Source organism: Pseudomonas fluorescens (assembly GCF_902498195.1).
Classification (GTDB): Bacteria; Pseudomonadota; Gammaproteobacteria; order Pseudomonadales; family Pseudomonadaceae; genus Aquipseudomonas; species Aquipseudomonas fluorescens_BU.
This window is the reverse complement of the sequence record NZ_CABVIY010000009.1, coordinates 77,501-91,600: the sequence shown is the minus strand read 5'-3', so window position 1 is coordinate 91,600 and position 14,100 is coordinate 77,501. Positions and strand designations below refer to the sequence as shown.

Genomic DNA, 14,100 nt, shown 5'->3' with positions numbered 1-14,100 from the left:
ATGCTTAATAGTTGAAAGTCTTGACCAGCAGCAGGTCACCGATGGCGCGCAGGGGCACAACGAAGGTCTCGCGTTTCTCGTCGACGGTGTTTTCGTTGAGCACCAGGTTGATCTGCGAGGTGATCACCTCGTTCTGGTTGCCGGCCTCATCGAAGTTATAGCCGCCGCTGCCAAAGTTGCCCCAATAGTTCACATAAACCAGATAGGTGCCGTGCAGCGGCGCGGTCATGGTGAACATTTCCGGCCCTGGACCGTCGACGCCATCCGGGTCGAGGCCGCCGCCGTTGGTCATCGCCGGGCGCGCCCAGAACGCGTGCTGGCCGTCGGGGGTGACGATGTGCAGATCGAGTTCGGCTTTCGGATCGTCCCAACCCAGCACCACACGAATCCGCGCCGGCGTGCGCAGGTTGTTGGCTTCATAGAATTGCACGCGCTTGAGCGACTGGCCTTCGGCGCTGCGCACTTCGACACTGTTGGACCCGGCGCCGAACGCATACGGCCGGGCAAACCGCCCTTGCTCGTCGGTGTACAGGTTCAAGGGATTGCCGTTGACCGCCAGGGTGTGGGGCCCGCGCTGCGTACCCATGGCCTTGAGCTGGCCTTCGATCATCGTGCGATTGCGCTGCACGCCCCGGTCGATGGGCGGCGTGGGATAGGCGACTTGCGGATTTTCCGTGCGGTCCAGCAGACCGTTATAGCGCCAGCCGCCCACCGGCTCCGAGATATCGGCCCCCGGCGCGGCCATGAGCGGCGCACAGACCCAGCCGATCAGCAGCAAAAGAAATGAACGCATGTGACGCCTCCTGCCATGCCTGACGAAACCTTGCGCCTGATCCTCGGCGCGTTACAGATGCGGATACTGCGTTTCGTCTGAAAAACCCGTGAGCGCTGGGTTGTCGATGGCGCGAAGGGTAGACAGTCCGCCCGTTCCTAACAATCAGATACTTTTTACAAAGTGGCGGCGATCACGTTTGTGGATGGACGGTGAGCCGAATAGCGACTTTATTCGGCTCACGAAATGAGCCGAATAATTCGTAGCATAAGGTTGGCCGATTACATTGTGGCGAGGGGATTTATCCCCGCTCGGCTGCGCAGCAGTCGCCAACCCGGGCACTGTGGGTACCTGAAGCCACCGGGTCGCTGGTTATGGGGCCGCTTCGCGACCCAAGGGGGATAAATCCCATCGCCACAGGTTCAGTCCCAGTCTGTAAACGTGGCGCAAACACCCCGCTCATTTGCCCATAAACCCCCTATCTGCTAGTGTCGCGCCGGTTTAACGTCAACCGGAAATCGCCGCCATGGCCCGCAAAAAAGCTGCACTGGATTTCGAACAGTCCCTCGCTGACCTGCAAACGCTGGTGGAGCGTCTGGAGAACGGCGAATTGTCGCTGGAGGACTCGCTGACCGCTTTCGAGCAAGGCATCGGGTTGACCCGCGATTGCCAGGCGGCGCTGGCCCAGGCCGAGCAAAAGGTTCAGGTGCTGCTTGAGCGTGATGGCGAGTTGGCCGAGGAACCCTTCGACGCGGATCAACCAGAATGATTGCAGCGTACTCGGCGACCAGCCAGGCCCGCGTCAATGCGGCCCTGGAAACCCTGTTCACCGCGCCCGGCCCTGAGCTGGTGCGCCTGTACGAAGCCATGCGCTACAGCGTGATGAACGGCGGCAAGCGCGTACGCCCCCTGTTGGCCTACGCCGCGTGCGAAGCGCTGGGCGGCAAGGCCGAGCAAGCCAACGGCGCGGCGTGCGCGGTGGAGTTGATCCACGCTTACTCGCTGGTGCACGACGATTTGCCGGCGATGGACGACGACGACCTGCGTCGCGGCCAGCCCACCACCCACAAGAAATTCGACGAAGCCTGCGCGATCCTCGCCGGTGACGGTTTGCAGAGCCTGGCCTTCAGCGCCCTGCTCGACCCGCGCCTGAGCAACGCCGACGCCGAGACCCGGCTGCAGATGGTCTGCGCCCTGGCACTGGCGGCGGGCCCGGCCGGCATGGTCGGCGGCCAGGCCATCGACCTCGGCTCGGTCGGCCTCAAGCTTGATCAGAAAGCCCTCGAATACATGCACCGGCACAAGACCGGCGCGTTGATCGAAGTCAGCGTCAAGCTCGGCGCCCTGGCCAGTGGCCGTGCCGAGAAGGACGAACTCAAGTCCCTGCAGACGTATGCCCAGGCCATCGGCCTGGCGTTCCAGGTCCAGGACGACATTCTCGACGTCGAAAGCGATACCGTGACCCTCGGCAAGCGCCAGGGCGCCGACATTGCCCGCGACAAGCCGACCTACCCGGCCCTGCTCGGCCTTGACGCCGCCAAGGCCTACGCCCTGGAGCTGCGCGATCAGGCGCTGCATGCGCTGCGACCGTTTGACGCGGCCGCCGAGCCTTTGCGCGATCTGGCCCGGTATATCGTCGAGCGGCGCAACTGACGGCGTATCCGCCAAAAAAGACCAACGCGTGGGCAGGGGCCGATGCATCAGGTAAACTGCCGCATCTTTTATACCTATAACGATTCGCCTGATGCCCACGACGTTTCATGAGATTCCCCGCAAGCGCCCGACCACGCCCCTGCTGGACCGCGCGAACACGCCGGACGGCCTGCGCCGGTTAGGCGAAGCCGAGCTGGAAACCCTGGCCGATGAGTTGCGCCTGGAATTGCTCTATACGGTCGGCCAGACCGGTGGGCATTTCGGTGCCGGCCTGGGCGTGATCGAGCTGACCATCGCGCTGCATTACGTGTTCGACACCCCGGACGACCGGCTGGTGTGGGACGTGGGTCATCAGGCTTATCCGCACAAGATCCTCACCGGTCGTCGCGAGCGCATGGGCACCCTGCGCCAGAAGGACGGCATCGCCGCTTTCCCGCGTCGCTCCGAGAGCGAGTACGACACCTTTGGCGTCGGTCACTCCAGTACTTCGATCAGCGCCGCACTGGGCATGGCGATTGCCGCCCGCCTGCAAAACAGTGATCGCAAGGCGATTGCCGTGATCGGCGACGGCGCCCTGACCGCCGGCATGGCGTTCGAGGCGCTGAACCATGCGCCGGAAGTGGACGCCAACATGCTGGTGATCCTCAACGACAATGACATGTCGATCTCGCGCAACGTCGGCGGGCTGTCGAACTATCTGGCGAAGATCCTTTCCAGCCGTACCTACGCGAGCATGCGCGAAGGCAGCAAGAAAGTGCTGTCGCGCCTGCCCGGCGCCTGGGAAATCGCCCGTCGTACCGAAGAATACGCAAAAGGCATGCTGGTCCCCGGCACGCTGTTCGAAGAGCTGGGCTGGAACTACATCGGCCCGATCGACGGCCACGACCTGCCAACCCTGATCGCCACCCTGCGCAACATGCGCGATCTCAAAGGCCCGCAGTTCCTGCACATCGTCACCAAGAAAGGCAAAGGCTTCGCCCCGGCGGAAGTCGACCCGATCGGTTACCACGCCATCACCAAGCTCGAACCCCTGGACGCCCCGGCCGCCGCGCCGAAAAAGGCCAGCGGGCCGAAGTATTCCGGTGTGTTCGGTGAATGGCTGTGCGACATGGCGGCGGCCGACCCGCGGTTGGTGGGCATCACCCCGGCGATGAAGGAAGGCTCCGACCTGGTGGCCTTCAGCGAGCGTTTCCCGCTGCGCTACTTCGACGTGGCGATTGCCGAGCAACACGCCGTGACCCTCGCCGCCGGCATGGCGTGCGAAGGCGCCAAACCCGTGGTGGCGATCTACTCGACCTTCCTGCAACGCGGCTATGACCAGCTGGTGCACGATGTGGCGGTGCAAAACCTCGACGTGCTGTTCGCCATCGACCGCGCCGGCCTCGTGGGCGAAGACGGCCCGACCCACGCCGGCAGTTTCGACCTGTCGTTCCTGCGCTGCATCCCCGGCATGCTGGTGATGACCCCGAGCGACGAAAACGAACTGCGCAAGATGCTCACCACCGGGCACTTGTACGAAGGCCCGGCGGCCGTGCGTTACCCGCGCGGCAACGGCCCGAACGCGACCATCGAGAAAGACCTCGAACCGATCGAAATCGGCAAGGGCGTGGTTCGCCGCCAGGGCAGCAAGGTCGCCCTGCTGGTGTTCGGCGTGCAGCTGGCCGAGGCGCTGAAAGTCGCCGAGACGCTGGATGCGACCGTGGTCGACATGCGCTTCGTCAAACCCCTCGATGAAGCGCTGGTGCGTGAAATCGCCGCTGGCCACGAGCTGCTGGTGACCGTCGAGGAAAACGCGATCATGGGCGGTGCCGGTGGCGCGGTCAGCGAATTCCTGGCCCGGGAGAACATCCTGAAGTCGGTGCTGCACCTGGGCTTGCCGGACAGCTACGTCGAACACGCCAAGCCGGCGCAGATGCTGGCTGAGTGCGGGCTGGATGAGGCAGGCATCGAAGCCTCGATCCGCGAACGCCTGCAACTGCTCAACCGCTAAACACAAAACCCTGTGGGAGCGGGCTTGCTCGCGAATGCGGTGGTTCAGTCAACATTTCTATCGACTGAACCACCGCATTCGCGAGCAAGCCCGCTCCCACATTTGATTTGTGTACACCAAAAGTACCAACGGACTGCCGATGAAACTCTCCCCCCTCGCCCTGACGCTGACCCTGCTGCCAGCCGGCCCGCTGCTGGCCGACACCTTCGAACGCGACCAGGCCCTGAAGCTGCCCGACGTGCTGATCAGCGCCAACCGCCAGGTCGAAGCCCGCAACGACAGCAGCGCCGCCAACACCGTATTCACCCGCGCAGACATTGACCGGCTGCAACCCGATAGCGTGACCGATCTGCTGCGCCGGGTCCCGGGCGTGCAGATTGCGCAAACCGGCGGTCGCGGCAGTCTGCCGGGGGTCTACATTCGCGGCACGCAATCGGCGCAAAGCCTGGTGCTGGTGGACGGGCAGCGCATCGGCAACTCGACCTCCGGCGACAGCAACCTGCAGCACATCAACATCGAGCAGGTCGAGCGCGTGGAAGTGCTGCGCGGCTCTCGCTCGGTGATTTATGGCAGCGACGCGATCGGCGGGGTGATCCAGATCTTCACCCGTCGCGGCGGCGAACCCGGGTTGCGACCACAATTGCACGTGGGCTTTGGCAGTCATCAGACCTGGGAACGCAGCCTTGGCCTGTCCGGTGGTGATGAGAAAACCCGCTTCAATCTCGGCGCCAGCCTCGATGAAACCGCCGGGATCGACCGCACTCACCAGTCATACCCCAGCGATGGCGACCACGACGCCTACCGCAACCAGTCGTTCAGCCTGAGCCTCAGCCATGCCCTCGGCGACGACATCGAAATCGGCGCCAATGTGCTGGATAACCGTGGCAAGAGCGAATTCGACAACCCGTTCGGCCGCTTCGACCTGGACACCTTCGAGTCGGTCCAGCAACAGCCCTACAGCGAATTCGACGTGAGCAGTGTCAGCAGCTACGTCGATGCGCGGGTCAACGATCTCTGGAAAACCCGGGTCGAATTCGGTCACAGCGAAAACCGCGAAAAGACCTTCGACAAGCTCAGCGATGAACGCAGCGTGTTCAACACCTACCGCGATTCGGTGAGCTGGCAGAACGACCTGACCCTCAATGAACGCAACAGCCTGATCCTCGGTGGTGACTGGTACGAAGACCGGGTCAACAGCAGCACGGCCTTCGACGAAGACAGCCGCTGGAACCGTGCAGCGTTCATCCAGCATCGCTACCACACCGACAGTTTCTCCACCGAACTGGGCCTGCGCCGCGACCAGAACCAGCAATTCGGCGGCCAGAACAGCTGGAGCGGCACCTTCACCCTGCCGCTGAACCCGGACAATGATCTGCTGCTGACCTACAGCGAAGGCTTCCGCGCACCGACCTTCAACGACCTGTATTACCCGGACTTCAGCAACCCCGACCTCAAGCCGGAAACCTCTAAAAGCTACGAGTTGCAATGGCGCAGCCAATTGACGGATGACAGTCGCCTGGAAGCCTCCCTGTACCGCACCGACCTGGAAGACGCGATCATCTTCGGCAGCAACTCACGACCGGAAAACGTCGCCTCGGCGCGGATCAACGGTTTCGAAGCAGCACTGAAGCAGGAACTGTTCGGCTGGCAGAGCAACCTGGGCGTAGCAATCATCGACCCGCGAGACCGCGACACCGGTCATACCCTGGCCCGCCGCGCGCGGCGCACCTTGAGCCTGGACCTGGATCGGCAGTTCGATCGCCTGGGCCTGGGCGCCAGCTGGCAGGCGGTCAGCAGCAGCTACGACGACTTGAACAATCAGCAGCCATTGGGCGGCTATGCCTTGCTGGGATTGCGCAGCAGTTGGGCACTCAATCGCGAGATCAAGCTGGACCTGAAGGTCGATAACCTGCTGGACAAGGGCTACAGCCGGGCGCTGTACAGCCATGACGGCAGCCAGTACGGGTATCGCGAGGAAGGTCGGGCGTGGATGTTCGGGGTGACGTGGACGCCGGCGCTCTAAGCAGAGCGCCGGCTATCCGGATCAGCGGCGTGCCTGAAGACCTTCGACAAACCCGGCGATGCGTCCACAGGCATCGCTCAGGGCGGCATCGGAAACGGTAAACGAGATTCGCACAAAACCCGCGGTGCTGGCGCCGAACGCGCTGGCGTCGAGTACCGCGACACCGGTTTCACGGAACAGCTGCCAGGCGAAATCGGTGCTCGACAGGCCGCTGTCGCGTACATCCACCAACATGAACATGCCGGCCTCGGGCACCTTGCACTTGAGCAGCGGCACATGGCGCAGCCCTTCGACCACCAGGTCGCGGCGCCGGCGGTACAGGGTCCGCGCCTGGCTGACCACCTGTTCATCGATCTCCAGCGCCTTGAGCGCCGCCGCCTGGATAAAGCCCGGCAAGCCGTAGAGCATGCACAGCAGCAGGTTATCCAGGTGCCCGATCAATTCCTGCGGCCCCACCACCCAGCCGACCCGCCAACCGGTCATGGCGTGGGACTTGGACAGGCTGTTGAGCACCACGGTGCGTTCGGCCATGCCTTCAAGGGTGGCCACGCTCAGATGCGGACGGTCGTAGGTGAGCTGACCGTAGACCTCATCGCTGATCACCCACAGGTTGTGGCGCTGAGCGACCAGTGCCACCGCTTCCAGTTCTTCGCGGGTGTAGACGTTGCCAGTGGGGTTGTTCGGCGTGGCCAGGGCGATGCCGCGGGTCTTGTCGGTGATCACCGCTTCGATGGCCGCCAGGGTCAGGCGGAAATCGTTCTCCGCCGGTTGGGCGATGGGCACCAGTCGCGCGCCCGAGGCCTGAATGCTCGCCTCATAGGTCAGGTACATCGGCGCCGGCACCAGCACTTCATCACCCTGCTCGAACAGGCACATGGCGGTGGCGTACAGACCGTTCTGCGCCCCGGCCACCAACGCGACGTTGTCGGCGGACACCGGCTGGCCGAGCAGTGCCGTCTGCTTGGCGGCAATGGCTTCCCGCAACTCGGGCCGGCCGATCACGTGGGTGTAATGGGTATCGCCTGCGTGGATGGCCTGGACCGCTGCCGCGCAGATTTCATCGGCGGTGGCGAAATCCGGATCGCCGATGCTCAGCACGATTGCATCTTCACCCCGTGCCTGCGCATCACACGCGGCGTAATGGATGTCCCAGGCGGTGACGGTTTCGCCACTGATGCGTTTGACGATGGACGAGTATTTCATTTGCAGCTCCTTAAAAACCCCGGGCCGACGTTTCAGGCCTGACGTTGGGGCGTCTTGCCGATGCGGGCAAAGCCTTGTTCGATGACAATCGCCAGAATGATGTAGATCACCGCCACGATCAGCAGCGGTTCGTAGACCCGCAATGTTTGTGCGCGAACCAGGTTCGCCGCGCCGAGCAGATCGGTCACCGCCACGGTGGACGCCAGTGCGGTGGCCTTGAGCAGCATCACGCTCTCCCCCGCCAGCGTCGGGCGCAACATCTGCAATGCCCGTGGCATCCACACCCGGCGCAGCACCAGCCACGGCCGCATGCCGTAGGCCCGCGCCGCTTCCAGTTCACCTCGGGGCACCGCCCGCAAACCACCGCGCAGCACTTCGCCGACGTAGGCCGACACGCTCAAGGTCAGGGCAAATGCGACATACCAGAAGCCTTCACGCAGATACGGCCAGAACATACTGCCGCGTATCAGTGGAAAGGTCGCGAAGACACTGCCGACGCCGTAATACAGCACGTAGATCTGCACCAGCAGCGGCGTCCCGCGCAGCACGCTGGTGTAAAAACGCAGCCCGTTGGCCAGCAAGGGCGACTTCGACAGCCGCCCCAAAGCCACGCCCACGGCCATCAGGAAACCGAAAAAACCCGAGATCAGCAGCAGCTGAAGGGTCAGCCCGACACCCCTGACCAACTCGCCATAAAAACTGCTCAACCACTGAAAGTCCATGACCAGCCTCCCTTATGCGTGCCGTGGCATCCAGCGCTCGAAGCGAACTTCGACCTGCCGGAAGACCGAACTGGAAACCAGCGTGATCAGGTAATAGAACGCGGCGACCGCGAGGTAAAACAGCAAGTAGTGTTTGGTCGATGCCGCTGCCTGGCGGCCCGCCGTCAACAATTCGCTGTAACCGACCACGCTGATCAACGCACTTTCCTTGACCAGCACCAGCCACAGGTTGGACAGGCCGGCAATGGCAAACGGCAGCATGCTCGGCAGGATCACCCGGCGCACCAGCAGGCTGCGGTTGATGCCATAGGCGCGCGCGGCTTCGATCTGGCCATGGGGAATCGACTCGATGGCGCCACGGATGATTTCCCCCGAGTAGGCGCCCTGCACGATCCCCAACACCACCACGGCCGCCAGGAACCCGTTGATTTCAACGCTCGGTTGACCGAGCGCCGCCATCGTCAGGTTGATCAGGTCGGCACCGGCGTAATACAGCAGCAGAATCAGCAGCAGTTCCGGCACCGCACGGTACAAGGTGGTGTAGCAGTTGGCACAGGTCACCATCCAGCGCGGGCCCTTGAGCTTGACCATCGCCACGATCAGGCCGATCGCCAGACCCAGGATGAAGGCACCCACGGAAATGCCCAGGGTTTTCACCATGCCTTGTGCCAGGGCCTGGAGCCAGCCATCGGCAAAAAACAGCCGGGAAATGTCAGATAACGTCATGAGCCCTCCTTTGCAGGACTTGCCGGAATGACCGGATCACTAGAGGGCCGAAATATCGGTCTTGAAGTAGCGCTGACGGATTTTTTCGTAGCTGCCGTCATCGCGCAGTGACTGCAGGGCCACGTTCAAGCGCTCGCGCAGCGCATCGTTGCCCTTGCGTACACCGGCACCGACGCCGTCACCGAACAATGGATCGAGCGGCGCCACGCCTTTGCTGGCGAGCATCGAGTTGTCGGGGTTGTCCAGCAGCGGCTCGACCACCAATTGGTCGGCGAGCATGATGTCGACGCGACCGCTACGCAGGTCGGCAAGGATGTCGTCCTGATCGTTGTAGTAGCGGATTGTCGATTCGCCGTAGTACTTCTTGACGAAAGCGGAATGGGTAGTCGAGCCCTGCACCCCGATGATCTTGCCCTTGAGGCCGGCCGGCGTCGGGTCGAGTTCCAGGGCGCGATCGCCGATCCACAAGGCGCGGGTGAAGAAGTACGGCTGGGTGAAATCGATCACCTGCTGGCGTTCCGGGGTGATCGACAGCGAGTTGAGCACCACGTCCACTTGCTGGGACTTGAGTGCCGGGATCAAGCCGTCCCAGGACATTTCATTGAGTTTGCACTCGGCCTTCATGCGTTCGCACACGGCGGTGATCATCTCGGGTTCAAAGCCACTCCAGTCGCCCTTGCCGCTCTTGAACGAGAACGGCGGATAGGGTTCCAGGGCGATGCCGAACACCAGCTTGTCGGCCGCGATGGCGCTGCTCGCGATACCGGCCAACAGGCAGGCTTGCAGGGTAACCAACAGTGTTTTTTTCATGTTTGAGTGCCTCATTCTGGTTATTGATATCGAGGTAAAAACAATCGGTGCGGGTTACCCGCGGTTGTCCTGCGCCATCACAAACTGCCGGCAGCGTTCGCTGCGCGGGTCCAGCAACACTTGCGAAGGCGGGCCTTCCTCCTCGACCCGTCCCTGATGCAGGTAAATCACCTTGCTCGACACATCACGGGCAAAGGCCATCTCGTGGGTCACCAGGATCATCGTCCGCCCCTCTTCGGCGATGCCCTGAATCACCCGCAATACTTCGCCCACCAGTTCCGGGTCGAGGGCCGAGGTCGGCTCGTCGAACAGCATCACTTGCGGGCGCATGGCCAAGGCGCGGGCGATGGCCACGCGCTGTTGCTGACCACCGGAGAGAAATGCCGGGTAGGTGTTGCGCTTGTCGATCAGGCCGACCTTTTCCAGCAGCTGTTCGCCGTGGGCAATGGCTTCCTTGCGGTCCTCGCCGAGCACATACACCGGCGCTTCGATGACGTTTTCCAGCACCGTGCGGTGGGGCCACAGGTTGAAACTCTGGAACACCATGCTCAGCCGGGTTCGCAGGCGCTCGACCTGGCGCGGGTCTGCGACCTGTGCGACGCCATTGCGACCGGCTTTCAAGCCCACCGTTTCGCCGTTGATCCTCAGGGTGCCGCTGCAGGGGATTTCCAGCAGGTTGATGCAGCGCAGCAGGGTACTTTTGCCTGAGCCGCTGGAGCCGATCAGCGAGACCACTTCGCCCTCTTTGGCGCGCATCGAAATGCCCTTGAGCACGTGGTGATCGGCGTAGCTTTTATGCAAGTCGTCGATGGCGACGACCGCGTTGTCCGTGTCCTGCTGCGGGATGTTCACGTTGAGTGCTTGCACGTATCGCTCCTCGAATTCTTGTTGTTATGTGAACTACTCGTCTTCCCGGGCGGGGATCCACCATTCCTCGCCGCGCACGGTGCGGATGTATTCCGGCCAGCGGAAGCGATGCGGTGCCTGGAAGTCGGCCGGCAACAGCGGCGCCTGCCAATGTTCGCCACCGATGCCGCCACCGGTGCGCTGGTTGAATTCAGCCTTGGCGGCGCTCAGCAGTTCGTCGCGGCAGAACAGATCGAGCAAGGTGGTGGCGATGGTTTTCGAGGCCACGTAGATCATCGGGTCAATGGTCTGGGGAATGCCGCCCAGGGCATTGGACACCCAGTCCGGATACACGTGGCCCGCGGGCGCGGACAGCATGGGACGGGCCACCAGCAGGCGCACGGTCGGGCAATGCCAGGTGTATTCCGGATAGTCATCGGAGGTCAGGTACTTCTGCCAGGCCGGCATTTGCAGGCGCATCTGTCGTTCGCATTCCTGCGGCTCGATCAATTGCTCAGTCGCCGGCAGGAACGGTTCGGCCATGGGTTCCAGGCCCAGGTTGACCTGGATTTCCCGGGCGATGTCGCAGGCTTCGCGCCCCCATTGCGGGGCACCGACGGCGGCCAGGTTGTCGTAGGTTGCCTGCGCCAGCACGTGGTTGGGCAAGCCGCCACGGGATTTGCAGACCCAGGTTTTTTTCCACTGGCAGCCGGTGGCCATCGCGGCCGCGGCGGCGTTGTTGTCCATCACCGAAGAAATGGTTTCGGCCTGCTCGATCGAATCGCAACGCAGCAGGTACTGGATCTGCGACAGGTGCGGCGGCAGGTTGTCCGCCGTGGCTTGCCCGGCGGTGAGGATCGCTTCGTTGTAACTCCACAGCCCGGTGAACGGCAGCGTGGAGCGGCGCAGGCTTTCGTTAAGGTTGTAAAAGTGCATCAACGCATCGTTGGCCCCAGGCGCACGGGCGGCCAGATGGTTCTGCGGAATCGGGCTGTAGCGGTCGGCGGCGATCCAGTTTTCCGGGTCTTCGCAGGTGAAGCTGTAGATGTAGGCGTAGGCGATACCGCAATGGGTATCCCAGGTGGTGGTGTTGTTCAGCGGCAGCATGTAGGTGGGGTGAAAGCTGATCGCCGCATCGAGATCGTCGTAGTAACCCTTGGCCGCATGCACCGGTTTGGAGGCGCGGAGTTTTTCCGCGGGCTCGCCAAAGAAACGGATGGTGCCCTGGATGCCGAACTCCAGCATCGTTGCCTTGGCCGCCAGCACGCCGCCCAGGGCACTGATGCCCAGCGCCGAATGCGGATCGGTGTGGCCCGGCGCGAAACGCGACAAACCATCGCGGGGCATTTTGCGTGTCGTCGCGGCCTGGCAATTGCCCGGCACCGCGTCGTATTCGGCGTAGGTCGCCAGCACCGGCCCTTCGCCGTTGGTGAAGGTGGCACAGAAGGCGGTCGGCATGCCGCCGCTGCCCTCTTCTACCGTGAAACCTTCCTTGCGCAACAACTCCACGTACCAGGCGCAGGATTTGTACTCGCGAAACGCCGGTTCCGCGTAGTGCCAGATGATCTGGTGCCAGTCAGACAGTTGCTGGCGGTGCCGTTCGATCCAGTTCAGGGCAAATCTTTTCTGCAATTCCATGCGCTTCACTCCCAAAAAACAGCGGCGATGTGTTCAGGCCGACAAGAAGGCGGCGGCGTCCAGCTCCAGCAGCACGGGCTGACGGGTATCGGCCAGGCTGGTGAGGACCTCGCTCAATTGCTCGCGGCTGCCAATCGGCAAATGTTGTACGTGGCAGGACTTGGCCAGGGCGGCGAAGTCCGGTGGCAGGATGTCGACGCCCAGTGGCGGGATATCGCGGGCGGTCATGTAGTCGCGGATTTCGGCGTAGCAGGTGTTGTTCCACAGCACCACGATCACGCCGGCGCCGGCTTCACGCGCGGCGATCAGCTCGGCACTGGAGAACTGCATGCCGCCGTCGCCCACCACCGCGATAACCGGGCGTTCAGGCATGGCCAGCTTGGCACCGATGGCTGCCGGCAGGCCGTAGCCCAACGTGCCGAAACCGGTGCCCGCGTTGAACCAGCTATTGGCCTGCGGCGCGCGATAGCCCAGCGCGCCCTGGTAAACCGGTTGAGTCGAGTCGCCGACCACAATCGGTGCCGGCAGGCTGTCGCGCAGGGTGTCGAGCATCTGCTGCATGACGTTTTGCTTGGGGCTCCAACCTGCGCGCTCGGCGGCGTTGACCCGGGCGACACTCGGTTGTGCCCATTCGCTGACGCTTGCTTGTGGCAGTGCATCGAGCAGTGCTTGCAAGCCCTGCCCGGCATCGCCCAACAAGCCTACATCCGCCCGTGCCGCACCGAGGATCTGCAGCGGATCGATGTCCAGGCGAATCAGCGGCGCATTCAACGCCAAAGGCCCAAGGCCGAAAAAGTCGTAGTCGGTTTCCCCCAGCTCGGTTCCCACCGCCAGCACCACATCCGCCTCGGCAAACAGCGCCCGGCCATGGGCCGACGATTGCACGCCATCGAGCAGCAACGGATGTTCGGGGGCCAACAGGCCACGGGCGTTAGTGGTCAGGGCGACCGGCGCCTGCAAGCGTTCGGCCAGGGCCTGCAACGCCTGGCCGGCGCGGCGTGCGCCACCGCCGGCGAGGATCAATGGCTTGCGCGCCGAGGCTAACAATTTCACCGCCGCGTCAATATTCGCCGCCGCCGGAGCCGGAGCTTGCGGCAGCGTGCGTGGACGCAGATCAAGGTCATCGGCCGGCATTTCCAGCACGTCCAACGGGATTTCGATGTGCACCGGACGCGCACGGGCGCAGCTGAACAGCGCGAAGGCGCGGGCCAGGACTTCCGGCAATTCCTGCGGACGCTGCAAGGTATGACTGAAGGCGCACACCCCGGAAACCACGGCGCGCTGGTCGGGCATCTCGTGCAGATAACCATGACCCAGGCGCTGGTGTTCGCGGCGGCTGGTAGTGGAAATCACCAGCATCGGCACCGAGTCGGCGTAGGCCTGGCCCATGGCGGTGAGGATATTGGTCATGCCGGGACCAGTGATGATGAAACACACACCCGGCTTGCCGCTGGCGCGGGCATAACCGTCGGCCATGAAGCCGGCGCCCTGTTCATGGCGCGGGCTGATGTGGCGCAATGCGCTGCCGTGCAATCCGCGATACAACTCAACGGTGTGCACGCCGGGAATGCCGAATACCGACTCCACGCCGTAGCCTTCAAGCAGGCGGACGAGCGCCTGGGCACAACTGGTCATGCGAGCACCTCTTATTTTTCTTATGGAAGTCAGGAGCAGAAAGGCCTGAACCGATGGCCCTAGTATTGGTGACAAAATAATT

12 protein-coding genes are annotated in these 14,100 nt (G+C 63.1%); 4 read left to right on the top strand and 8 right to left on the bottom strand.

Annotation, left to right across the window (positions count from 1 at the left end; genetic code table 11):
* Positions 1 to 4: 4 nt before the first annotated feature.
* Positions 5 to 793 (bottom strand): YfaP family protein, encoded by a 789-nt coding sequence (locus F8N66_RS28520; protein ID WP_150773267.1) that lies wholly within the window; start codon positions 791 to 793, stop codon positions 5 to 7.
* Positions 794 to 1,298: 505 nt separating this feature from the next.
* Here F8N66_RS28520 and F8N66_RS28515 point away from each other — a divergent pair.
* From F8N66_RS28515 to F8N66_RS28500, 4 genes are all read left to right on the top strand, one after another.
* Positions 1,299 to 1,541 (top strand): exodeoxyribonuclease VII small subunit, encoded by a 243-nt coding sequence (locus F8N66_RS28515; protein WP_007894317.1) that lies wholly within the window; start codon positions 1,299 to 1,301, stop codon positions 1,539 to 1,541.
* Entirely contained in the window at positions 1,538 to 2,425 is an 888-nt protein-coding gene (ispA, locus tag F8N66_RS28510) for a (2E,6E)-farnesyl diphosphate synthase (protein WP_150773266.1), read from the top strand. The genes F8N66_RS28515 and ispA overlap by 4 nt, the downstream gene beginning before the upstream one ends.
* A 91-nt stretch (positions 2,426 to 2,516) precedes the next feature.
* Complete coding sequence (gene dxs / locus F8N66_RS28505; RefSeq protein ID WP_150773265.1) at positions 2,517 to 4,415, top strand: 1-deoxy-D-xylulose-5-phosphate synthase; 1,899 nt, start codon at positions 2,517 to 2,519, stop codon at positions 4,413 to 4,415.
* Between the two features lie 139 nt (positions 4,416 to 4,554).
* Complete coding sequence (locus F8N66_RS28500; RefSeq protein ID WP_150773264.1) at positions 4,555 to 6,438, top strand: TonB-dependent receptor domain-containing protein; 1,884 nt, start codon at positions 4,555 to 4,557, stop codon at positions 6,436 to 6,438.
* Between the two features lie 21 nt (positions 6,439 to 6,459).
* Here F8N66_RS28500 and F8N66_RS28495 read toward each other — a convergent pair whose 3' ends face one another.
* Genes F8N66_RS28495 through F8N66_RS28465 form a run of 7 tightly spaced genes read right to left on the bottom strand, consistent with a single transcriptional unit; the run spans position 6,460 to position 14,018 of the window.
* Positions 6,460 to 7,641, bottom strand: a complete 1,182-nt coding sequence (locus tag F8N66_RS28495) for a pyridoxal phosphate-dependent aminotransferase (RefSeq protein ID WP_150773263.1) — start codon at positions 7,639 to 7,641, stop codon at positions 6,460 to 6,462.
* Between the two features lie 32 nt (positions 7,642 to 7,673).
* Positions 7,674 to 8,363 carry an ABC transporter permease gene (locus F8N66_RS28490; RefSeq protein ID WP_150773262.1) on the bottom strand — a complete coding sequence of 230 codons (690 nt, stop codon included), beginning with the start codon at positions 8,361 to 8,363 and terminating at the stop codon, positions 7,674 to 7,676.
* A gap of 12 nt (positions 8,364 to 8,375) precedes the next feature.
* The gene (locus F8N66_RS28485; RefSeq protein WP_150773261.1) at positions 8,376 to 9,089 is read right to left on the bottom strand and encodes an ABC transporter permease; all 714 of its coding nucleotides are present in this window, start codon (positions 9,087 to 9,089) and stop codon (positions 8,376 to 8,378) included.
* Between the two features lie 39 nt (positions 9,090 to 9,128).
* Entirely contained in the window at positions 9,129 to 9,899 is a 771-nt protein-coding gene (locus F8N66_RS28480) for a transporter substrate-binding domain-containing protein (protein ID WP_150773260.1), read from the bottom strand.
* Between the two features lie 54 nt (positions 9,900 to 9,953).
* Entirely contained in the window at positions 9,954 to 10,766 is an 813-nt protein-coding gene (locus tag F8N66_RS28475; RefSeq protein WP_318195462.1) for an ABC transporter ATP-binding protein, read from the bottom strand.
* 33 nt (positions 10,767 to 10,799) lie between these two features.
* Positions 10,800 to 12,383 (bottom strand): amidohydrolase, encoded by a 1,584-nt coding sequence (locus F8N66_RS28470; protein WP_150773259.1) that lies wholly within the window; start codon positions 12,381 to 12,383, stop codon positions 10,800 to 10,802.
* 33 nt (positions 12,384 to 12,416) lie between these two features.
* A complete protein-coding gene (locus F8N66_RS28465; RefSeq protein ID WP_150773258.1) occupies positions 12,417 to 14,018 on the bottom strand; it encodes a 5-guanidino-2-oxopentanoate decarboxylase in 1,602 nt (533 codons plus the stop codon).
* Between the last annotated feature and the right edge of the window lie 82 nt (positions 14,019 to 14,100).